Genomic DNA, 20,650 nt, shown 5'->3' with positions numbered 1-20,650 from the left:
GAGAAGGAGTGATCGGGATGGCCGAGGCGCCCCATATCTGTCCGACCCTGACCTACGACGACGCGAAGGCCGCGATCAAGCTGCTCACGGAGGGGTTCGGCTTCACCGAGACCGCCGTGTACGAGGGCGAGGACGGCCGGGTGCTGCACGCCGAGCTCTCGTACGGGAACGGGATGGTGATGCTCGGGAGCAGAGGGACGGGCAGCGAGTTCGACAAGCTGATGGCCGGGGCCGGGCCGGCCGGCGTGTTCGTCCACGTGGACGACGTGGACGAACACCATGCGCGGGCGGTGGCCCACGGCGCCGAGATCGTGATGCCGCCGACGGACCAGGAGTACGGCGCCCGGGACTACATGGCCCGGGACACCGAGGGCAACGTGTGGAGCTTCGGCACGTACGCCCCCGGCACCGCGGAGTAGCCGGAGCGGGCGGTCAGGCGCCGCCGGTGTGGACCTGGAAGGCCGCCCGCCGGACCGCCTTGGCGAGGGCGGGATCGGGGTGCGCCGCGGCGAGCGCGACCAGGACCTGCACGGTGCGCGGGTGGCCGACCGCCCGGACCTCGTCGAGCAGGGCGGGGACGGTGCCCTGCACGGCGGATTCGAGGTGGCGGACCAGCAGGGTGCTCTCGCCGTGGTCGGCGACGGCGGCCGCGGTGTCCACCCAGAGCCAGGTCGCCTCCTCGCGGGTGAGCACGTCCTGGGCGTCGTCCGGGTCGGCGCCGTCGTACTCGGCGAGCCAGAGCAGTGCGTACGGGCGCAGCGAGGGCTCCTCGGCGGCGGCGCGCACCTCCGCCTCGGCGGGGGCGCCGACGACGCGGAGCGCCTCGAAGGCGAGCCCGCGCAGCAGGGCGTCCTCGCCACGGGCGACGGCGAGCAGTTCGGTGACGGCGCTGCCGAGCGTGCGGGCGGCGAGCCAGGCGCGGTACTCGGCGCGGGCCGGGCCGGGGGTGAGCCGGGCGCAGCCGCGCAGCATGTCCTCGGCGGACTGCTCGATGTTGCCGGCGGGGCTCTGCGCGGCGACGCAGATCTGCTCCAGCTTGACCCAGACCGCCCAGTTGCCGAGCGGGGTGAGGGTGGCCTGGCCCTCGCCGAGGGTGAGCGCGCCGACGGCGGCGAGGCCCTCCAGGGCCCAGCCGAGCAGCGGTGCGAGCGCCTCGGCGGCGAGTGCCTCGGTCGCGAGCCCCTCGGTCGCGAGCCCCTCGGTCGCGAGTGCGTCGGTCGCGGCGGCCGGCTCCGCGGGGTCGGCGGCGGTGTCCGGGGCGGGCACCTCGCAGCGTTCCTCGCGCAGTTCCTCGACGCGCTGCCGGAGCAGGTCGAGCAGCGCCGGGACGAGCACGGGCCCGGCGGACAGCTGGAGGAGGGAGAGCAACTGCGGGACGGCTTCGACGACCTCCGCGACGGCGCCGGGGGCGACGTCCTCGGGGGCGGGGTGCACGAGCGACCAGGCGTCGAAGAGCGCGACCCAGCCGCGCAGCACGGCGGAGTCGTCGCGGTCCCAGGCGTGCAGCCGCCAGCCGGGGCGGGCGGTGTCGCCGTGCAGCTCGACGAGCCCGGCGAGCCGGGCGCGGTCCCAGCCGGCCCGGATCTGGTCCGGCGTCAGGTCGAGTTCGGCGGCGGCCCGTTCCCGGGCCGGGAGTGCTTCGGGGGTCCGTGCGACGGAGGCCCAGCGGGCGATCCGGACGGCGTCGCCGAGGACGGTCCGCGCCTGGCGGGCCAGTTCCTGGCGGGGCGGGGTGCCCTCGGGCGGCCGCGGCGCCGGCCGGGTCCGGCGGGTCGTCACGGCCCGTCGGGCGGTGGCGAAGGCCCGCGGACGGACGAGTCGGAGTCTGGAGTTGCGCGCCAATTGCTCATCAGGCTTTCGAGACGTCACGGGGGCAGTCTTCCCGCTGACGGCCCGAAAGCCCAATCGGAATCCCGCGGCCGTCCGCGGCGGCCCCTAGAGCAGGGGGATGAGGAAGCGGCGCAGAGCCTCTTCGTAGCGGGTCGGGTCGGCGTTCCACATGGCCGCGTGCGGGGCGTGCGGGACGCTCCTGAGGGTGACCAGGTCCGGGCGGAGCGCCGCGAGTTCGCGGGACGGCTCCCAGGGCGCGAGGGTGTCGTCGGGCCCGTGGAACAGGAGCGCCGGCACCCGCAGGGCCTGCGGGTCGGTGGACTCCTGGAGCGGCTCGCCGTGCAGTCCGCTCCTGCTGCGCGCGGCGCGGACGGCGAGCGGCAGCAGCGGGGCGGGGGTGCGGCGGGCGGCGGCGAGGGCGCGCAGGGTGGCCTCCTGGTCGAGGACCGGGGAGTCGAGCACGAGGCCGGCGACGCGCTCGCGCAGTCCGGAGCCGACGGCGGCGTGCAGGGCCATGGTGGCGCCGGTGGACCAGCCGTGCAGGACGACCTTCTGGGCGCCGTGCCGGACCGCGTGCCGGATGGCCGCGTCGACGTCGCGCCACTCCGATTCGCCGAGGTGCCCGAGGCCGTCCGGGGAGCTGGGGGCGCCCGGGTCGCCGCGATAGGCAGGCATGAGGACGGGGATCTGGTGCCGGCGCAGGAAGGGCAGCAGATTGAGGGGGTGCTGCCGGGTGGTGCCGAGGCCGTGCAGGGTGATCACCCAGGTGGAGCGGGGCCCGGCCACGTGCCAGGCGGGCAGGGTGCCCAGCTCGCCGGGGATCTCGACGTCCTGGTACTCGACGCCGAGGGCGCTGAGCGGGGTCCCGGCGTGCAGCTGCGGGGTGAGCCGGACCTTGGCGCCGGTCTGCAGCGTGCCCTGTTCGACCCGTTCGAGCCGGCGCACGACGGTGTCGGCGGTGTGCGGGACGTGGTCGAGCACGGGGCCGACGACGGCGTGCACGTCGGTGCCCTCGATGCCGTACGTGCCGGGGCGGAGCGCGGCGAGGCTGCGGGTCAGGGTGATCCGGCCCGGGCCCGTGGCGTGGACGGTGAGTCTGGGGTCGCCGGGCAGGGGCCGGCCGGGCGGCGGGTTGAGGGCCGCGTCACTGGCGTACCGGCCGACCGCGTACACGGCCGCGCCGACACCGATCAGGGTGGTGACGGCCGCTGCCGTCGCTGTAGCCGGGCGCACCGTTCCAGTGTCGGTACGGGTGCGGCGCTCTGCCAGCCGACAGGGGGCCGCCAGGGTGACCAGAATCTCTTCCGACCGCGTCGGCCGGGGCGGCGACGGGCCGCCGGGCGATAGTGGCCGTACCGGCACACACCGGCCACTCCCCCACGAGTACGGGTATTACCGCCGGTCACACCCGCCTCGTTCGAGCGACCCCACGGCTAAGCGGAATCCCCGGAACCCGGTTCGAGACACCCCATCGCCCGACCCAGTTCATCTTCCGTTCACTCAGGTTGCTTACGTTCGACGCGCCACTGACGTCAAACGATTGCCTGGGTAAATGGAACACATCACGCTGCTGCTCGCCATTGTGGTCGTGACAGCTCTCGTGTTCGATTTCACGAACGGTTTCCACGACACCGCCAACGCGATGGCCACGACCATCTCGACCGGTGCACTCAAGCCGAAGACGGCGGTGGCCATGTCCGCCGTGCTGAACCTCGTCGGCGCCTTCCTGTCCATCGAGGTCGCCAACACGATCTCCAAGGGACTGGTCAACGAAGAGGGCATCCAGCCCGAAGTGATCCTCGCCGCGCTCGTCGGCGCGATCCTGTGGAATCTCGTGACCTGGCTGGTCGGACTGCCGTCCAGCTCCTCCCACGCTCTGATGGGCGGCCTCATCGGTGCGACCGTCGCCTCGATCGGCGTCAGCGGCGTCAACGGCGACGTCGTCGTCACCAAGGTCCTGATCCCGGCCGTCGCGGCCCCGCTGGTCGCCGGCATCGCCGCGATGCTCGGCACCCGGCTCTCGTACCGCCTCGGCAAGAACGCGGACGGCAAGGCGACCGAGAAGGGCTACCGGGCCGGTCAGATCGCGTCCGCCGGTCTCGTCTCCCTCGCCCACGGCACCAACGACGCCCAGAAGACGATGGGCATCATCACCCTGGCCCTGGTCGCCGGCGGCGCCCTCGCCCCCGGCTCGAACCCGCCGGTCTGGGTCATCGTCTCCGCCGGTACGGCGATCGCGCTCGGCACCTACCTCGGCGGCTGGCGCATCATCCGCACGATGGGCAAGGGCCTGACGGACCTCCAGCCGCAGCAGGGCTTCGCCGCGCAGACCAGCGCGGCCACGGTCATCCTGGCCTCCTCCCACCTGGGCTTCTCCCTCTCGACCACGCACTCCTGCTCCGGCGCCGTCATGGGCGCGGGCCTGGGCCGCAAGGGCGGCGTCGTCCGCTGGTCGACCGCCACCCGGATGTTCGTCGCCTGGGGCCTGACCCTTCCGGCCGCGGGCCTGGTCGGGGCCGGCGCCGAGTACGTCGCCCGTCAGGGCTCCTGGGGCGTCGCCGCCGTCACGGCCTTCCTGATCGCCTCCTGCGTCGCCATCTGGGTCATCTCCCGCCGCCAGGTCGTCGACCACACCAACGTCAACGACACGGACGTCGACGCCGAGCCCGCGGGTGTCGTGACCACGGCCATCGCGGCCGTCACCCCGCCGCCGGCCGGCTCCGTCGCCGCCGTCGCGGACGAGGACCTCAAGACCACCATCCCCACGCCGGCCCCCACGGACCCGGCCGCTCCCCCGGCCTCCGCCGCCGCGGTGTAAGGAACGAACGACATGAAGATCGACTGGGCAGCTCTCGGCTCCGTCTTCGGAGTCAGCCTCGTGGCGACCGTCGCCCTCGTGGGCCTGTTCACCCTCGGCATCGCCGGCCTCTCCAAGCAGGAGCGGGCCGCCGCGCAGGGCGGCTCCGCCGCACTGGCGCGGACCGGCGCGTACGCCTGCTTCGCGCTGTGCGCGGCGGCCGTCGCGTACGGCATCTATCTGATCGTCGCCTGACGATCCGGAACCACCGGCCGGGCGGGTCGCACCTTCGGGTGCGGCCCGCCCGGCCGTCGTGTTTGTGGTGCTTCGCACAGTGACCCGTCGCAGGTCAAGGGTGAGTTGACGGCTGTTCGCGGGGCGTGGTGGACTCACGGGGCCATTACGGCGGCAACGAAGAGGAAGCCCGGTGCGAATCCGGCGCGGTCCCGCCACTGTGACCGGGGTACGAGGTACGAGCCCCGGGAGCCAGGAACTCTCGCCGCCGGTCACGTCGAGCCAGGGCGCGGACCCTGAGTGAGGACAATGCGCCATGCCTGGCCGCAGTTCAGCCACAGCTGTCTTCGCGTACGGCGCCACCGCCGGTCTGGTGGCCGATCTCGCCCTGGGCGACCCGCGCCGGGGCCATCCCGTCGCGGCCTTCGGCCGGGCCGCGGGGGCGGTCGAGCGCGTCCTGTGGCGCGACCACCGCGGCTGGGGTGCGCTGCACACCGCCGCCTGCGTGGGCGGCGCCGCCGCCGCGGGCGCGCTCGCGGCCCGGGCCGTCAGGGGCCGGAGCACCGCCTCCGTCGCGCTGACCGCAGCCTCCGTGTGGGCCGTCGTCGGCGGCACGAGTCTGGGCCGGGAGGCCCGGGCGATCGGCGGCGCGCTCGCGGCGGGCGACCTGGAGGCCGCCCGGGAGCGGCTGCCCCATCTGTGCGGACGCGACCCGCAGGCGCTGGACGGTCCGGGGATGGCCCGCGCCGTCGTCGAGTCGGTCGCCGAGAACACCTCCGACGCCGTGGTGGGCGCGCTCGTGTGGGGCGCGGTCGCGGGAGTGCCGGGGCTGCTCGGCTTCCGCGCGGTGAACACCCTGGACGCGATGGTCGGCCACAAGTCCGCGCGGTACCGCCGGTTCGGCTGGGCGTCGGCCCGGCTCGACGACCTGGCCGGATGGCCGGGCGCCCGGCTGACCGCCGCGCTGGCCACCGTCGCCGGCGGCGACCGCCAGGGCGCGGTACGGGCCTGGCGCGCGGACGCGGCGAAGCACCCGAGCCCCAACGCGGGCCCGGTGGAGGCCTCGTTCGCGGGGGCGCTCGGCGTACGGCTCGGGGGCACCCTGTCGTACGGCGGGCGGGTCGAGCACCGGCCGGTCCTGAACGGGCCGGGCCGGGACGTGGCGGTGGCCGACATCGAGCGGGCGGTACGTCTGTCGCGCCGGGTGACGGCGCTGACGCTGGGGGTGTGTGTGGCCGGAAGGCTCGTGGCGGGCGCGTGGAAGCGGAGGGGTGCATGAGAGGCGGGGGGCTGCTGGTCGCCGGGACCACGTCCGACGCGGGCAAGAGCGTCGTCACGGCCGGCATCTGCCGTTGGCTGGTCCGGCAGGGGATCAAGGTCGCGCCGTTCAAGGGACAGAACATGTCCCTGAACTCCTTCGTGACCCGGGAGGGCGCGGAGATCGGCCGGGCGCAGGCCATGCAGGCGCAGGCGGCACGGGTCGAGCCGACCGCGCTGATGAACCCGGTGCTGCTGAAGCCCGGCAGCGACCGGTCCAGCCAGGTCGTGCTGATGGGCAGGCCGGTCGGCGAGCTGAGCGCCCGCGGGTACCACGGGGGCCGGCAGAAGGAGCTGTTCGAGCCGGTCCTCGGCTGCCTGGAGGAGCTGCGGAGCACGTACGACGCGGTGATCTGCGAGGGCGCGGGCAGCCCCGCCGAGATCAACCTGCGGCGCACGGACATCGTCAACATGGGGATCGCGCGGGCGGCGGAGCTGCCGGTGGTGGTCGTCGGGGACATCGACCGGGGCGGGGTGTTCGCCCAGTTCTTCGGAACGACGGCGCTGCTCGCGCCGGAGGACCAGCGGCTGATCGCCGGGTACCTGGTGAACAAGTTCCGCGGCGACGTGACGCTGCTGGAACCGGGTCTCGACATGCTGCACGGCCTGACCGGGCGGCGGACCTTCGGCGTCCTGCCGTACGCGCACGGCCTCGGCATCGACGAGGAGGACGGCCTGCGGGTCTCGCTGCGCGGCGCGGTGCGGGAGTCCGTGGTCGCGCCGCCGGTCGGCGAGGACGTGCTGCGGGTCGCGGTCTGCGCGGTCCCGCTGATGTCGAACTTCACGGACGTCGACGCGCTGGCGGCCGAGCCGGGCGTGGTGGTGCGGTTCGTGGACCGCGCGGAGGAGCTCGTCGACGCGGACCTGGTCGTCGTACCGGGGACGCGCGGGACGGTGAAGGCGCTGGCCTGGCTGCGGGAGCGAGGCCTTGCGGACGCTATCGCGCGGCGCGCGGCGGAGGGCCGGCCGGTGCTCGGCATCTGCGGCGGCTTCCAGGCGCTGTCGGAGCACATCGAGGACGAGGTCGAGTCCAAGGCGGGCAGCGTGGCCGGGCTCGGGCTGCTGCCCGTACGGGTCCGCTTCGCGGTGGAGAAGACCCTGGCCCGCCCGGTCGGCGAGGCGCTCGGCGAGCGCGTCGAGGGCTACGAGATCCACCACGGTGTCGCGGACGTACACGGCGGCGAGCCGTTCCTGGACGGCTGCCGGGTGGGCGCGGTGTGGGGAACGCACTGGCACGGCTCCCTGGAGAGCGACGGCTTCAGGCGGGCGTTCCTCCGTGAGGTCGCGACGGCGGCGGGCCGCCGCTTCGTCCCGGCACCGGACACGTCGTTCGGCGCGCTGCGGGAGGAGCAGCTGGACCGCCTCGGCGACCTGATCGAGGAACACGCGGACACGGACGCGCTGCTGCGTCTGATCGAGACCGGCCCGCCGGAAGGCCTTCCGTTCGTACCGCCGGGCGCGCCGTGAGGCGGCCGGTGGATCAGCCGTTGGAACTCGTGGAAAGGACCAGCCTGTGAGCACCCGGTATCCGTTCACCGCCGTCGTCGGGATGGACGACCTGCGGCTGGCGTTGCTGCTGAACGCCGTCAGCCCGGCGGTGGGCGGGGTTCTCGTGCGCGGCGAGAAGGGGACCGCCAAGTCGACCGCCGTGCGGGCGCTCGCCGATCTGCTGCCGCCGGTGGCCGTGGTCGCCGGGTGCCGGTTCAGCTGTGATCCCGCCTCGCCCGATCCGGGCTGCCCGGACGGGCCGCACCGGGCGGCCGGGGCCGACTCCCGGCCCGCGCGCATGGTCGAGCTGCCCGTCGGCGCGTCCGAGGACCGGCTGGTCGGCGCGCTGGACATCGAGAAGGCGCTCGCCGACGGTGTGAAGGCGTTCGAGCCGGGGCTGCTGGCCGATGCGCATCGCGGCATCCTGTACGTCGACGAGGTCAATCTGCTGCACGACCATCTGATCGATCTGCTGCTCGACGCCGCCGCCATGGGCTCCTCCTACGTCGAGCGCGAGGGCGTCTCCGTGCGGCACGCCGCGCGGTTCCTGCTCGTGGGCACGATGAACCCCGAGGAGGGCGAGCTGCGGCCGCAGTTGCTCGACCGGTTCGGGCTCACCGTCGAGGTCGCCGCCTCGCGCGAGCCCGAGCAGCGGGTCGAAGTGGTGCGCCGGAGGCTCGCTTTCGAGGACGACCCGGCCGCCTTCGCCGCCCGCTGGGCGGCCGAGGAGACCGCGCTGCGGGACCGGATCGTCGCCGCCCGCGCCCTGCTGCCGCAGGTCGTGCTCGGGGACGCCGCGCTGCTCCAGATCGCCGCGACCTGCGCCGCGTTCGAGGTCGACGGCATGCGCGCCGACATCGTGATGGCCCGGACCGCGACCGCGCTCGCCGCCTGGGCGGGGCGGACCGACGTCACATCGGAGGACGTCCGGCAGGCGGCGCTGCTCGCGCTGCCGCACCGCCGGCGCCGCAACCCCTTCGACGCTCCCGGCCTCGACGAGGACAAACTCGACGAGACCCTGGAGCAGTTCAAGGGCGAAGAGCCGGAGGACGATCCGGACCCGGACCCCGACGGCCCCGGCGACGGCGGCCCGGACGGGGGTGGCGGTGGCGGTGGCGTTCCGCCGCAGGGCGACGGGCCCGACGCCGCCCCGGAGAGCCCGTCCCCCGACGAGGCCCCCGCCCCCGCGCCCTCCCCCGGCGGCGCCGGAGAGCGCGCAGCCGTCAAGGCCGCCGAGCCGTTCCGTACGAAGATGCTCAGCGTGCCCGGTCTCGGCGAGGGCGCGGCCGGCCGCCGCTCCCGCGCTCGTACCGAGCACGGCCGGACCACCGGCGCCACCCGGCCCCGCGGCGCGCTGACCAAGCTCCACCTCACCGCCACGGTCACCGCCGCCGCCCCGCACCAGAGAGCCCGCGGCCGTTCCGGCCCGGGCCTGGTGGTCCGGCGCGACGACCTGCGGCAGGCGACCCGTGAGGGCCGCGAGGGCAACCTCGTCCTGTTCGCCGTGGACGCCTCCGGCTCCATGGCCGCCCGGCAGCGCATGAGCGCGGTCAAGGGGGCGGTGCTCTCGCTGCTCCTCGACGCGTACCAGCGCCGCGACAAGGTCGGCCTGGTCACCTTCCGCGGCCGTGACGCCGAGGTCGCGCTGCCGCCGACCTCGTCCGTCGACGCCGCCGCGGCCCGGCTCGAACAGCTCCCGACGGGCGGCCGTACGCCGCTCTCCGCCGGGCTGCTCAAGGCCCACGACGTGCTGCGCGTCGAGCGGTTGCGCGACCCGTCGCGCCGCCCGCTGCTGGTCGTCGTGACCGACGGCCGGGCGACCGGCGGCGGCGCGGACCCGGTGGCGCTCGCCGCCCGCGCCGCGCGGCTGCACGCCGCCGAGGGCACCGCCAGCGTGGTCGTGGACTGCGAGACCGGGCCGGTCCGGCTCGGCCTCGCCGGGGACCTCGCCCGTGAACTCGGCGGCACCGCCGTCACCTTGGACGAGCTGCGCGCCGACTCGATCGCCGGCCTCGTCCGGAACGTACAAGCCGAACACGCCACCGCCAGGAGGGCCGCCTAATGCCGCAGGGACAGCCGACCGTCATCCCCGACGACGGTCTCACCACCCGCCAGCGCCGCAACCGTGCGCTGGTGATGGTGCACACCGGTGTCGGCAAGGGGAAGTCGACCGCCGCGTTCGGCATGGCGCTGCGCGCCTGGAACCAGGGCTGGCCGATCGGGGTGTTCCAGTTCGTCAAGTCGGCGAAGTGGCGGGTCGGCGAGGAGAACGCGCTGAAGGCCCTCGGCGAGACCGGCAAGGGCGGCACGGTCACCTGGAACAAGATGGGCGAGGGCTGGTCCTGGATCCAGCGCGAGGTCGCCGAGGGCGAGCAGTCGCACGAGGACAAGGCGCGCGAGGGCTGGGAGCAGGTCAAGCGCGACCTGGCCGCGGAGAAGTACAGGTTCTACGTCCTCGACGAGTTCGCGTACCTGCTGCACTGGGGCTGGATCGACACCAAGGAGGTCGTCGAGGTGCTGCGCGACCGGCCCGGTCAGCAGCACGTCGTCATCACCGGCCGCAACGCCCCGCAGGAACTGCTGGACTTCGCGGACCTGGTGACCGACATGTCCAAGGTCAAGCACCCGATGGACGCCGGTCAGAAGGGGCAGCGGGGCATCGAGTGGTAGCACGTCTCGTCATCGCCGCGCCGTCCTCCGGGGCCGGCAAGACCACGGTCGCGACCGGCCTGATGGCCGCGTTCGCCGGCCGTGGCCTCGCGGTGTCCCCGCACAAGGTCGGCCCCGACTACATCGACCCGGGCTACCACGCGCTGGCCACCGGCCGCCCGGGCCGCAACCTGGACGCCTTCATGTGCGGTACGGGGCTGGTCGCGCCGCTCTTCGCGCACGGCGCGCGGGGCTGCGACCTGGCCGTCGTCGAGGGCGTGATGGGTCTGTACGACGGGGCCGCCGACCAGGGCGAGCTGGCGTCCACCGCACAGGTGGCGAAGCTGCTCAAGGCGCCGGTGGTGCTGGTCGTGGACGCGTCGTCGCAGTCGCGGTCGGTCGCGGCGCTGGTGCACGGGTTCGCGTCCTGGGACCCGGAGGTGCGGATCGGCGGGGTGATCCTCAACAAGGTCGCCACCGACCGGCACGAGCACCTGCTCCGGGAGGCGCTCGGCGAGTCCGGCGTACCGGTGCTCGGCGTGCTGCGGCGCGCGCCCGCGGTGGCGACGCCGTCGCGGCACCTGGGGCTGGTACCGGTCGCGGAGCGGCAGGCGCAGGCCGTGGCCGCGGTTGCCGCTCAGGCGGAGCAGGTGCGTGCGGGGTGCGACCTGGACGCGCTGCTGGCACTCGCGCGGAGCGCGCCGGAGCTCTCCGTGGAGCCCTGGGACCCCGGCGTCGCGGCGCTGCCGCACGCGGGTGGCCCGGAACACCTGCCCACGACCCGGCCGACCGTCGCCGTCGCGGGTGGGGCCGCGTTCACGTTCTCTTACGCCGAGCACACCGAACTCCTGGAAGCGGGCGGCGCCGACGTCGTCACCTTCGATCCCCTCCGGGACGAGGCCCTCCCCGAGGGGACCTCCGGTCTCGTCATAGGCGGGGGCTTCCCCGAGGTGTACGGCGAGCAGCTCTCCGCCAACGAGCCCCTCCGCAAGGCCGTCGCCGAGCTCGCCGCCTCCGGCGCGCCGATCGCGGCCGAGTGCGCGGGGCTGCTGTACCTGGCGCGGTCGCTCGACGGGCACCCCATGTGCGGCGTCCTCGACGCCGACGCGCGGATGTCCGAGCGGCTGACGCTCGGCTACCGGGACGCCGTCGCCATCGGCGACAGCGTGCTCGCGGCGGCCGGCACGCGGATGCGGGGGCACGAGTTCCACCGCACCGTGATCGAGCCGGGCGCGGGCGCGGCGCCCGCGTGGGGGCTGATGCAGCCGGAGCGGCGCGTGGAGGGCTTCGTCCAGCAGGGCGTGCACGCCAGCTACCTGCACACGCACTGGGCGGGCGTACCGCACGCCGCCCGGAGATTCGTGAAGTACTGCCCGTGAGATCAGCCCGCCAGGCCCACCACGAGCCAGATGAAGCCCACGCCCGCCACCGTGCACAGCAGGGTGGAGCGCGCGGGGTGTTCGTGATGGGCCTCGGGCAGGATCTCGGACGCGGCGAGGTAGAGCAGCGCGCCGCCGAAGAACCCGAGATAGCCGCCGAGAAGTTCCTCCGGAAGGGTGAACAGCAAGGTGGACGCGGCGCCGAGGACCGGCGCGATCGCGTCCGCGACCAGCATGGCGACGGCCTTGCGGCGGGCGTTCCCGTACAGGCTGGTGATCGTGTACGTGTTGAACCCGTCGGCGAAGTCGTGGCTGACGACGGCCAGCGCGACGGCGGCGCCCATGCCGCCGCCGACCTGGAACGCGGCGCCGAGCGCGATGCCGTCCATCAGGCTGTGCGCGACCATCGCGGCTGCCGCGGTGAGGCCGACCTGCGGCAATCGCTCCCCCGCCTCGACTCCGTGGGCGGCCTGACGGACGGCCAGCAGGCGTTCCACGAGGTGGGTGAAGAGGAAGCCGCCGACGAAGAGCAGCAGCGCCCCGGGTACGCCGAAGACCTCGTCGCCCGCGGCCTCCATCGCCTCGGGCAGCAGGTCGAGTCCGACGACGCCGAGCATCAGGCCGCCGGCCAGGCCGAGCACGAGATGGCGGCGGTCGGTGACGCGCTGCGCCGCCCAGCCGCCGAACAGCGTCATCAGGAACGCGCCGAGCGCGACGAGTACGGCCATGGGCCTTTGCTATCCGATGGACGGCGTCCCGCGCACATCAGCGACCCGGTGGCGGAGGCCGCGCCGGGTGCGGAGCGCGATCTCGTCGCCGGGGTCGGGGCGGGCCGTGGCGTGTCCGTGGACGAGGTGGCGGGTCTGGTCGAGGAGTGCCTGCGGTCGGCGGGGCTGAGTGCGGGCCGCCTCGCGGCGCTCGCGACGGTCGCGGCGAAGGCGGACGAGCCGGGCGTCGTGGGCGCGGCGGAGCGTCTGGGGCTGCCGGTACGGGCGTTCGCGGCGGCGGAGCTGGCGCGGATCGACGTGCCGCACCCGTCGGCGGACGTGGCGGCCGTGGCGGGGACGGCGTCGGTGGCCGAGGCGGCGGCGCTCGCGGGCGCGGGGCCGGGCGGGCTGCTGCTCGTACCGAAGCGGAAGTCGCGCACGGACGGGACGGGACCCGCGCGCGCGACGTGCGCGATCGCCCGGAGTGCCCCGAATGCGCCGTACGGACGCGATGTTCCGAACGAAGGCGCCCCGGCCGCACGGTTGTTGCCGGAGAGACACGGGTACAGCGGTGGTGAGAGCGCACCCGGCGCGCCCGCCGCACCTCCGGTGCGCGGGCCCTTACCCGGAGTCCGGGAGCGATCCGCCGAAGTTGTCGGATCCAGCGAGGAGTTACGGGATCAGTACCACCCCGCTCCACCGGCGGTCCGCAACCCACGGCCCGCCGTCCACCCCCCACTCACCCCACGGCGGCCATGTATACGCACTCCGATGTCCACGACCTGCGGCACCACGGTGACGCGGAGGTCCGGGACGAGAAGCTGATCGACCTCGCGGTCAACGTCCGCACGAACACGCCCCCGGACTGGCTCCGTGAGCGCATCGCGGACTCCCTGCTGGGGCTGGCCGCGTATCCGGACGGGCGGGCCGCGCGGGCCGCCGTCGCGGAGCGGCACAACCTGCCGGCCGACCGGGTCCTGCTGACGGCGGGCGCGGCGGAGGCCTTCGTGCTGCTGGCCCGGGCGCTGCCGGTGCGCCGGCCGGTGGTGGTGCACCCGCAGTTCACCGAGCCGGAGGCGGCTCTGCGGGACGCGGGCCACGACGTGGGCCGGGTGCTGCTGCGCGAGGCGGACGGGTTCCGGCTCGACCCGGCGGCGGTGCCCGAGGACGCGGACCTGGTGGTGATCGGCAATCCGACGAACCCGACGTCGGTGCTGCATCCCGCGGAGACGATCGCCTCGCTGGCCCGTCCCGGCCGGACGCTGGTGGTCGACGAGGCGTTCATGGACGCGGTGCCGGGCGAGCGGGAGTCGCTGGCGGGGCGGACGGACGTGCCGGGCCTGGTGGTGCTGCGCAGCCTGACGAAGACCTGGGGTCTGGCGGGGCTGCGGATCGGCTACGTCCTGGCCCACCCGGAGACGGTCGCGGCGCTCGGGCACGCACAGCCGCTGTGGCCGGTGTCGACTCCGGCGCTGGTGGCGGCCGAGGCGTGCATGACGCGGGCGGCGCTGGCGGAGGCGGAGCACGCGGCGCACCGGATCGCGGTGGAGCGGACGCATCTGCTGGCCGGGCTCGCGGAGTTCGACGAGGTGCGGGTGGTGGCGGCGGCGGAGGGCTCGTTCGTCCTGATCCGGGTGGACCGGGCGGACGTCGTACGGGACCGGCTGCGCGACCTCGGCTTCGCGGCGCGGCGCGGGGACACGTTCCCCGGCCTGGACCGGAACTGGCTCCGGCTCGCGGTCCGGGACCGCGCCACGACGAACCGCTTCCTCCAGGCGCTGGACCAGGCGCTGGTCATGGCAGGCTGCGCTACCGGCTGACGCGCCGAGCGGTTGACCCCGTGTGGGCAATCGTCCCGCAGGGCGGGACGGGTGGGCACACGGGACGGCGCCTCTGCGGGCGCGTTCCGCACATGCTCCTGCCCGCACCACGTGGGCGCCGCGCTTGCGGGGGCGGCGCACACGGGGTGCGGGTACGAGCTTGTGGCGGAGGCGCCCGGCCCACAACGGAGGTGGAGACGCGGGCGTCAGCCGCGGGCGCGGCCTCGGGCGCGGGTCAGGGCGAGCGCACCCGCGCCGCCCGCGAGCAGCACCGCCGCGCCGCCCGCCAGGTACGGAGTCGCCGCGCTGCCGCCGGTCTCGGCGAGGTCGGGCCCGTCGCCGCCCTGGGCCTGCACGCCGGTGTTCTCCTCCGTCGACTCGCCCGGCTCGCCCGGCTCGCTCGGCTCGTCCGACGGCGGCGTGCTCGGCTGCGTGCTCTTCGGGGTCTCGCAGGTCGCCTCGGCGAGCGTCACCACACCATTGACCTCGGCAACGTTCAGCTTGAGCGGGTTGACCTCGACCTTGAGCTCCAGCGCGGTCGCCGCGGCGGTGCGCGAGGTGGTCCGCGTCCTCGACAGGTCGAGGGTGACCTCGCCGACCCCGGGCACCGTCACTTTGGTCGTCCCGCCCGCGGTGAGCTTGGTCTTCTGCCCGAGCACGGTGACATGGCCGAGCACGTTCGACTCGGCGACCGGCTGCCGGCCCACCTCGCAGACCGCCTTCGACGTGACCTTCTCGACCTCGATCAGGGACAGCAACGGAAGACCGGGCACGTGCAGCCGCGCCCGGGCGACGTTCGTGTACCCCTCCGCCTTCTTCTTGCCCACGGTCGCCCTGGCCGTGGCCACGTCCGCGCGCAGCACGCTGAACGGCTTGCCCTTGTCGACGCCGTCCAGCTCGACGGTGAGCGCGGTCTTGTCGGCACTCGCCGGTGCCTGGACCTCGTTGAGCGAGGCCTTCAGCGGAACCTGCACCGTCTTGTTGAGCAGGGAGACGTCGAGACCGGTCCGCAGGACGACGGCGCTCGCGCGCCCCTCGCCACCCTTGCCGCCCGTGGCGTGCGCCGCGGGCGCGGCGAGGGCGACGGGCCCGACGGCCAGCGCGGCGACGGTCGCGGCGACGGCGGTGCGGCGTACGGGCATGCGGAAGGTGTTGCTGTTCAAGGTGGTGGAACCCCCACAAGAGACATGGCGTCGCCGACCGCCCACCCGGGGACACGGGTGCGGATCGCGGACTCGGCGACTCGAGACACCGGAATCTTTACGCACGAAGAGTGAACTGACAGACACCTGCAGCGAGTTCACTCCAAAGGGGGGTTTCCGCGCCCTTATTCGATTCTTTCGACACACGCGTTCCCGGGTGCCCCGCACGTCGCGCGATACGCCGGCGAATGCGCGAGATGTCTCAACGAAACGCGCCGGGCCGGGGTCACGGACCGTCAACCCGGCGCACCACCCCCGCGGGGGCGTCAGGGTCGCCAGTACCCCAGGGCGTGCACCCGGTCCTTCGGTACTCCGAGTTCCTTGCGCACGTACGCGGAGAGGGTGCGGGTGGTCGCGGTGTCGCAGGCGATCCAGACGTACGGCTGCGGCTCGGCGTCGAGCAGCGCGGGCAGTTCGGCGCGGACCCGCTCGACGAGGTGGGCGCCGCCGTCGTGGCGCGGGACCCGGCGCAGGTCGTGCCGGTCCGGGTCGAGGCGCATCGGCAGCTCGTCGTGGTCGGGGCGCGAGGTCTCGAACCACACGGTGGCCGGGGTGGCCGGCGCGTCGTCGAGCAGGGAGTTCACCGCGGGCAGCGAGGCGGGGTCGCCGACCAGGAAGAGCCGGCTCGGGAGCGGTTCGGGGGCGGTGAAGCCGGTGCCCTGGAGGGTGGCCTCGATGGTGTCGCCGGGCCGGCAGGCGCGGGCCCAGTCGCAGGCGGGACCGTCGTGCAGCGCGAACTCCACGGAGAAGGTCCCGGCCGCCGGGTCCGGGTCGACGAGGGTGTAGCCGCGCTGGTGCGGCCGGCCGCCGTTGTCGAACCAGAGCCGGACCCACATGGTCGGATGGACACCGGCGGCGGCGAGCAGTCCGCCGTCGGTCCCGGATTGCGTCCCGGGCGGCGGTGGCTTAATTTAGGCCAGCCTAACCTAAGAGAGATCGGGGCCGGAGTGAGCATCGAGGTCTACCGGGACGCCTGGGGGATCCCGCATCTGCGCGCGTCCGACCCGCGTGAACTCGCCTTCGCGCAGGGCCGGGTGACCGCGGTCGACCGCGCCTGGCAGCTGGAGGTCGAGCGGCACCGTGCGCTGGGCGGCTCGGCCGCCTTCCTCGGACCGGAGGCCGTCGACTGGGACGTGTTCGCCCGCCGGGTGCGGCTCGCGGACACGGCGCGGCGGTGCTTCGCGCGACTGGCGGACCGGGACCCGGAGACCGCGGACTGGCTGCGCGCGTACGCCGAGGGCGTCGGCGCCGGCCTAGCGGAAGGGGCCGCGCGCGCCCCCGAGTTCGCCGCGACGGGGCTCGTACCGGGCCGGTGGGAGCCGTGGACGCCGCTCGCGGTGTGGCTGTCCACGCACATCCTGTTCGCCGGGTTCCCGACGAAGCTGTGGCGCGAGGAGGTGGCGACCCGGCTCGGACCGGAGTGGACGGAGCTGTTCGCCACGGACGGCCCGGGCACGGCGGGCTCCAACGGCTGGGTGGTCGCCGGGGAGCGGACCGCGAGCGGCGCGGCGCTGGTGGCGGGCGACCCGCACCGGTTCATCGAGGACCCGGGCGTGTACCAGCAGATCAGGCTGTCCTGCCCGGAGTACGACGTGGTGGGCCTCGCCGTGCCCGGCGTGCCCGGCCTCGCGCACTTCGGTCACACCGGGCGGGTCGCCTGGGCGATCACCAACGCGATGGCCGACTACCAGGACGTGTACCGGGAGCGGCTGCGGCGCGGCGCGGACGGCGGCGTGGAGGCCCTGGGCCCGGAGGGCTGGCGCACGGCGACCGTCCACACCGAGACGGTCGAGGTCGCGGCCGGCGACCCGGTGACGGTCGAGGTGATCGAGACGGACCGGGGCCCGGTGATCGCGGGCGGACCGGGTGAGGAGGGCGTTGGAGGACCGGGTGAGGTGGGCACTGTCGGCCCCGGCGAGGAGGGCGCGGCGCTCAGCCTGCGGTACCCGCCGCGGGTCACCGGGGAGCTCGGCTTCTCCGCGCTGCCGGCGCTGCTCGCGGCCCGGACCGTGGCGGACGTGGACCGTGCGCTCGACCGCTGGGTGGAGCCGGTGAACGTGGTCCAGGCCGCCGACACGGAGGGCGGCCTGCTGCACCGGGTCGCCGGGCACGTGCCGGTACGGGACCGGGCCAACTCCCTGCGGATCGTACCGGCCTGGGAGACCGCGCACGCCTGGGCGGCGGACCCCGCGCCGACCCCGCGCGCGGCCGTCGACGGCCACGCGGTGATGGCCAACGCCCGGGGCCTCGCGGCCCCGCTGGGCGTGGAGTTCGCCCCGCCGCACCGCGCGGCCCGCATCGACGCGCTACTGGCGGCGTCGGACGCGTGGACGCCGGACAGGACGACCGCGATCCACCGGGACACCGACAACCCCTCCGCGGCCGTCCTGCTGGCCGCCGTCGGGCGGCAGGACGCATCGTGGCTCTCCCCCGAGGCCGCGGTCCTCGGCGCGCGACTGCTGGCCTGGGACCGGCGGATGGACGCCGGGAGCACGGACGCCGGGGTGTTCGCCGCCGTCCGCGGGGCCGTCGTGCGGGGCGTGGCCGCGCACGAGGCGTTCGCCGCGCTGCGCGAACCCGCCCCGTACCCGGCGGTGTTCCGCCCCTGGCTGGCGCTCGGGCCCCGGGTCGCGTACGCGCTGGAGACGCTGCTGGTCGCCGGGCCCGTACCGGAGGCGGACGTGGTGCGGATCGTACGCGCGGCGCTGGAGGAGGTCGCGGCGGGCGACCCGCCACCGGCATGGGGCGCGACGCACCGGCTGGCGCCGTGGCAGGCGCTGCCGGACGGCGACGACGCGCAGTGGCCGGGGCTCGGCGGCGACCACGACTGCGTGCTGTCGACGTCCAGCGTGCCCGGGTACACGGACCGCTCGGCGCGGGCCTCGGCCGCCCGGTACGTCTGGGACCTCGCGGACCGCGAACGCAGTGCGTGGATCGTGCCGTTCGGCGCGTCCGGCGTGCCCGGCGATCCGCACCACCGCGACCAACTGCCGCTGTGGCTTAGGGGCGAACTCGCCCCCGTCGTCACCGACTGGAACCACCTGACGAAGGAGTACGAGGACCATCATGACCGCGAACGCTGAGCACGAGCAGACCGTCGAGGGCTTCGGCACGGTCCGGGTCGACCGCATCGACCCGGACCGCGACGCCGCGCTGATCCACGGCTGGGTCACCGAGGAGCGGGCACGCTTCTGGGGCATGGCGGACACGACGGTCGAGCAGGTCCGGGACGTCTACGCGCACCTCGACTCGCTGACCACGCACCACGGCTTCCTGGTGCACCGGGACGGCGAGCCGGTCGGGCTGTTCCAGACGTACGAGCCGGAGGCGGACCGGGTGTCGGAGTGCTACGAGGTGCGGCCGGGCGACATCGGCGTGCACTTCCTGATCGGGCCGGTCGCCGCCGCCCCGGAGCGGGGCTTCACGGCGGGCCTGCTGACCGCGCTCGTCGACTTCGCGCTGAAGGACCGCACCCGGATCGTCGCCGAACCGGACGCCGCGAACGACAAGGCCGTCGCCCGCCTCGCCCGCGCGGGCTTCACCCTGGGCCCGGAGGTCGTCCTGCCGGAGGTGGACCTCCCGGAGGTCTTCATCCCGGAAAAGAAGGCCCGCCTGGCCTTCCTGACCCGCTGAACGCGTGCGGCCCGGCCGGGCCGCACGCGGCCGCGTGAGCCCGGGCGGCCCTGGCTCACGCCCCACGGCGCGAACCCGGACGGCGCGAGGCGCGCTCGGAGCGAGCGGTACGAGCCGACCGGCGCGGGCACGAACTCGGACATCACCCCGAGCGGGTGTGCCACCCGAGCCGGGCGCGTCCTCGGCCAGGGAGGGGCCTGGGCCGGCCCCGTTGCCGGTCCGGCCGTCCCTTCCGGAAGACGGCCCGCCGCCCGGCCGGGGCTTCCCCGCCGGAGCCGCCGGCGACGGCCGAGCCCACCCGCGACGCGGCACGAGCACGGGCATCACCCGAGCGAGCGTGCCCCCGGCGGGGTCCGTTGCCGGGCCGACCCGGTGATTCCCCGCCGGAGCCGGCCGGTCGCAACCGGCAACAGCGGAGTCGACCCGCGCCCGCCCCGCAGGGCCCCGCGGCGCGGCGGCCCGGCTCAGCCGATCACTCGCCCGTTGACGATCACCCGTCGCGGGCCCGCCAGCGAGCGGACGTCGGCTCGGGGGTCGTCGTCGTAGACGACGAGGTCGGCGGGGGCGCCCTCGTCGAGGGCGGGGCGGCCGAGCCAGGCGCGGGCGCCCCAGGTGGTCGCCGAGAGGGCCTCGATCGGCGGGATGCCGGCCTTGACCAGCTCCTCGACCTCCGCCGCGACGAGGCCGTGGGGCAGCGAGCCGCCCGCGTCGGTGCCGACGAAGATCGGGATGCCCGCGTCGTACGCGGCGCCGACGGTGTCGTAGCGGCGCTCGTGCAGCCGTCGCATGTGCGCCGACCAGCGGGGGAACTTCTCGTCCCCGCCCGCCGCGAGCTTCGGGAAGGTCGCGATGTTGACCAGCGTGGGGACGATCGCGACGCCGCGCTCGGCGAACAGCGGGATCGTGTCCTCGGTGAGCCCGGTCGCGTGCTCGATGCAGTCGATGCCCGCCTCCACCAGGTCCCGCAGCGAGTCCTCGGCGAAGCAGTGCGCGGTGACCCGGGCGCCGAGCCGGTGCGCCTCGGCGATCGCCGCCTCGACCTCGGCGCGCGGCCAGCAGGCCGTGAGGTCCCCGGCCCCGCGGTCGATCCAGTCGCCGACCAGCTTGACCCAGCCGTCGCCGCGCCGGGCCTCCCGGCCGACGTACGCGACCAGCTCGTCGGGCTCGATCTCGTGGGCGAAGTTGCGGATGTAGCGGCGGGTGCGGGCGATGTGCCGGCCGGCCCGGATGATCTTCGGGAGGTCGTCGCGCTCGTCGACCCACCGGGTGTCGGACGGCGATCCGGCGTCGCGGATCAGGAGCGTGCCGGCGTCCCGGTCGGTCAGCGCCTGCTTCTCGCTGGTGGCCGCGTCGACCGGCCCGTGCGCGTCGAGGCCGACATGGCAGTGCGCGTCGACGAGACCGGGCAGCGCCCAGCCCCGTACGGTCCGGACGTCGTCCGCGCCGACCGGCCGGTCGTACGTGATCCGGCCGTCGACGACCCAGAGCTCGTCCCGGACGTCCTCCGGGCCGACGAGCACCCGCCCCTTCACATGCAGCACCACGTGATCGCTCATGTCTGCACTGTACGAGGGGCGGGCGCCCGCGCGGGATG

Annotated in this window: 17 protein-coding genes, 1 pseudogene and 1 riboswitch; of the genes and pseudogenes, 12 read left to right on the top strand and 6 right to left on the bottom strand. The window is 74.9% G+C overall.

All coding sequences use genetic code 11. The features are described 5' to 3' along the window. The first annotated feature begins 17 nt into the window (after positions 1 to 17). Complete coding sequence (locus R2D22_RS28645; RefSeq protein WP_318107578.1) at positions 18 to 419, top strand: VOC family protein; 402 nt, start codon at positions 18 to 20, stop codon at positions 417 to 419. 13 nt (positions 420 to 432) lie between these two features. Here R2D22_RS28645 and R2D22_RS28640 read toward each other — a convergent pair whose 3' ends face one another. Together R2D22_RS28640 and R2D22_RS28635 are read right to left on the bottom strand one after the other, a co-directional pair. Continuing rightward, positions 433 to 1,869, bottom strand: coding sequence for a hypothetical protein (locus R2D22_RS28640; RefSeq protein WP_411977093.1), 1,437 nt, complete (start codon positions 1,867 to 1,869; stop codon positions 433 to 435). 66 nt (positions 1,870 to 1,935) lie between these two features. Next, the gene (locus R2D22_RS28635; protein ID WP_318107577.1) at positions 1,936 to 3,063 is read right to left on the bottom strand and encodes an alpha/beta hydrolase; all 1,128 of its coding nucleotides are present in this window, start codon (positions 3,061 to 3,063) and stop codon (positions 1,936 to 1,938) included. 319 nt (positions 3,064 to 3,382) lie between these two features. On the opposite strand from R2D22_RS28635, the gene R2D22_RS28630 reads away from it, so the two are divergent. The 7 genes from R2D22_RS28630 (at position 3,383) to R2D22_RS28600 (ending at position 11,694) form a co-directional block, all read left to right on the top strand. After that, complete coding sequence (locus R2D22_RS28630; RefSeq protein WP_318107576.1) at positions 3,383 to 4,648, top strand: inorganic phosphate transporter; 1,266 nt, start codon at positions 3,383 to 3,385, stop codon at positions 4,646 to 4,648. Between the two features lie 12 nt (positions 4,649 to 4,660). Further along, positions 4,661 to 4,882, top strand: a complete 222-nt coding sequence (locus R2D22_RS28625) for a hypothetical protein (protein ID WP_318107575.1) — start codon at positions 4,661 to 4,663, stop codon at positions 4,880 to 4,882. A gap of 134 nt (positions 4,883 to 5,016) precedes the next feature. Continuing rightward, a riboswitch (cobalamin riboswitch) is annotated at positions 5,017 to 5,145 on the top strand. Between the two features lie 32 nt (positions 5,146 to 5,177). After that, the gene (locus R2D22_RS28620) at positions 5,178 to 6,140 is read left to right on the top strand and encodes a cobalamin biosynthesis protein (protein WP_318107574.1); all 963 of its coding nucleotides are present in this window, start codon (positions 5,178 to 5,180) and stop codon (positions 6,138 to 6,140) included. Further along, positions 6,137 to 7,645: a cobyric acid synthase gene (locus R2D22_RS28615; protein WP_318107573.1), complete on the top strand. Its 1,509-nt coding sequence runs from the start codon at positions 6,137 to 6,139 to the stop codon at positions 7,643 to 7,645. Before R2D22_RS28620 ends, R2D22_RS28615 begins: the two co-directional genes overlap by 4 nt. A gap of 46 nt (positions 7,646 to 7,691) precedes the next feature. Further along, a complete protein-coding gene (locus tag R2D22_RS28610) occupies positions 7,692 to 9,728 on the top strand; it encodes a putative cobaltochelatase (RefSeq protein WP_318107572.1) in 2,037 nt (678 codons plus the stop codon). Continuing rightward, positions 9,728 to 10,336 (top strand): cob(I)yrinic acid a,c-diamide adenosyltransferase, encoded by a 609-nt coding sequence (gene cobO, locus R2D22_RS28605; RefSeq protein ID WP_318107571.1) that lies wholly within the window; start codon positions 9,728 to 9,730, stop codon positions 10,334 to 10,336. Before R2D22_RS28610 ends, cobO begins: the two co-directional genes overlap by 1 nt. After that, entirely contained in the window at positions 10,330 to 11,694 is a 1,365-nt protein-coding gene (locus R2D22_RS28600; RefSeq protein WP_318107570.1) for a cobyrinic acid a,c-diamide synthase CobB, read from the top strand. Before cobO ends, R2D22_RS28600 begins: the two co-directional genes overlap by 7 nt. A gap of 2 nt (positions 11,695 to 11,696) precedes the next feature. Here R2D22_RS28600 and R2D22_RS28595 read toward each other — a convergent pair whose 3' ends face one another. Next, complete coding sequence (locus tag R2D22_RS28595; protein ID WP_318107569.1) at positions 11,697 to 12,422, bottom strand: ZIP family metal transporter; 726 nt, start codon at positions 12,420 to 12,422, stop codon at positions 11,697 to 11,699. Between R2D22_RS28595 and R2D22_RS36160 the strand changes: the two genes are divergently transcribed. Together R2D22_RS36160 and cobC are read left to right on the top strand one after the other, a co-directional pair. After that, on the top strand, positions 12,339 to 13,226 hold the full coding sequence (locus R2D22_RS36160) for a cobalamin biosynthesis protein (protein ID WP_411977092.1): 888 nt from the start codon (positions 12,339 to 12,341) through the stop codon (positions 13,224 to 13,226). The genes R2D22_RS28595 and R2D22_RS36160 overlap by 84 nt on opposite strands. Next, a complete protein-coding gene (gene cobC / locus R2D22_RS28585) occupies positions 13,157 to 14,221 on the top strand; it encodes an Rv2231c family histidinol phosphate aminotransferase CobC (RefSeq protein ID WP_318107568.1) in 1,065 nt (354 codons plus the stop codon). The genes R2D22_RS36160 and cobC overlap by 70 nt, the downstream gene beginning before the upstream one ends. Positions 14,222 to 14,427: 206 nt before the next feature. On the opposite strand, the gene R2D22_RS28580 is transcribed toward cobC, so the two are convergent. Continuing rightward, positions 14,428 to 15,384, bottom strand: coding sequence for an SCO1860 family LAETG-anchored protein (locus tag R2D22_RS28580; protein ID WP_318107567.1), 957 nt, complete (start codon positions 15,382 to 15,384; stop codon positions 14,428 to 14,430). Between the two features lie 305 nt (positions 15,385 to 15,689). Then, positions 15,690 to 16,301, bottom strand: a pseudogene (locus R2D22_RS28575) (siderophore-interacting protein); the annotation flags it as partial. 69 nt (positions 16,302 to 16,370) lie between these two features. Between R2D22_RS28575 and R2D22_RS28570 the strand changes: the two are divergent. Both R2D22_RS28570 and R2D22_RS28565 read left to right on the top strand, forming a co-directional pair. Beyond that, complete coding sequence (locus R2D22_RS28570) at positions 16,371 to 18,506, top strand: penicillin acylase family protein (protein WP_318107566.1); 2,136 nt, start codon at positions 16,371 to 16,373, stop codon at positions 18,504 to 18,506. Beyond that, positions 18,490 to 19,056 (top strand): GNAT family N-acetyltransferase, encoded by a 567-nt coding sequence (locus R2D22_RS28565; protein WP_318107565.1) that lies wholly within the window; start codon positions 18,490 to 18,492, stop codon positions 19,054 to 19,056. The genes R2D22_RS28570 and R2D22_RS28565 overlap by 17 nt, the downstream gene beginning before the upstream one ends. 464 nt (positions 19,057 to 19,520) lie before the next feature. Here R2D22_RS28565 and R2D22_RS28560 read toward each other — a convergent pair whose 3' ends face one another. Then, positions 19,521 to 20,612, bottom strand: a complete 1,092-nt coding sequence (locus R2D22_RS28560; protein WP_318107564.1) for an amidohydrolase family protein — start codon at positions 20,610 to 20,612, stop codon at positions 19,521 to 19,523. Between the last annotated feature and the right edge of the window lie 38 nt (positions 20,613 to 20,650).

This window comes from Streptomyces sp. HUAS YS2 (assembly GCF_033343995.1).
GTDB lineage: Bacteria > Actinomycetota > Actinomycetes > Streptomycetales > Streptomycetaceae > Streptomyces > Streptomyces solicathayae.
The sequence above is the reverse complement of the archived record's forward strand: the minus strand, read 5'-3'. Positions and strand labels throughout refer to the sequence as shown.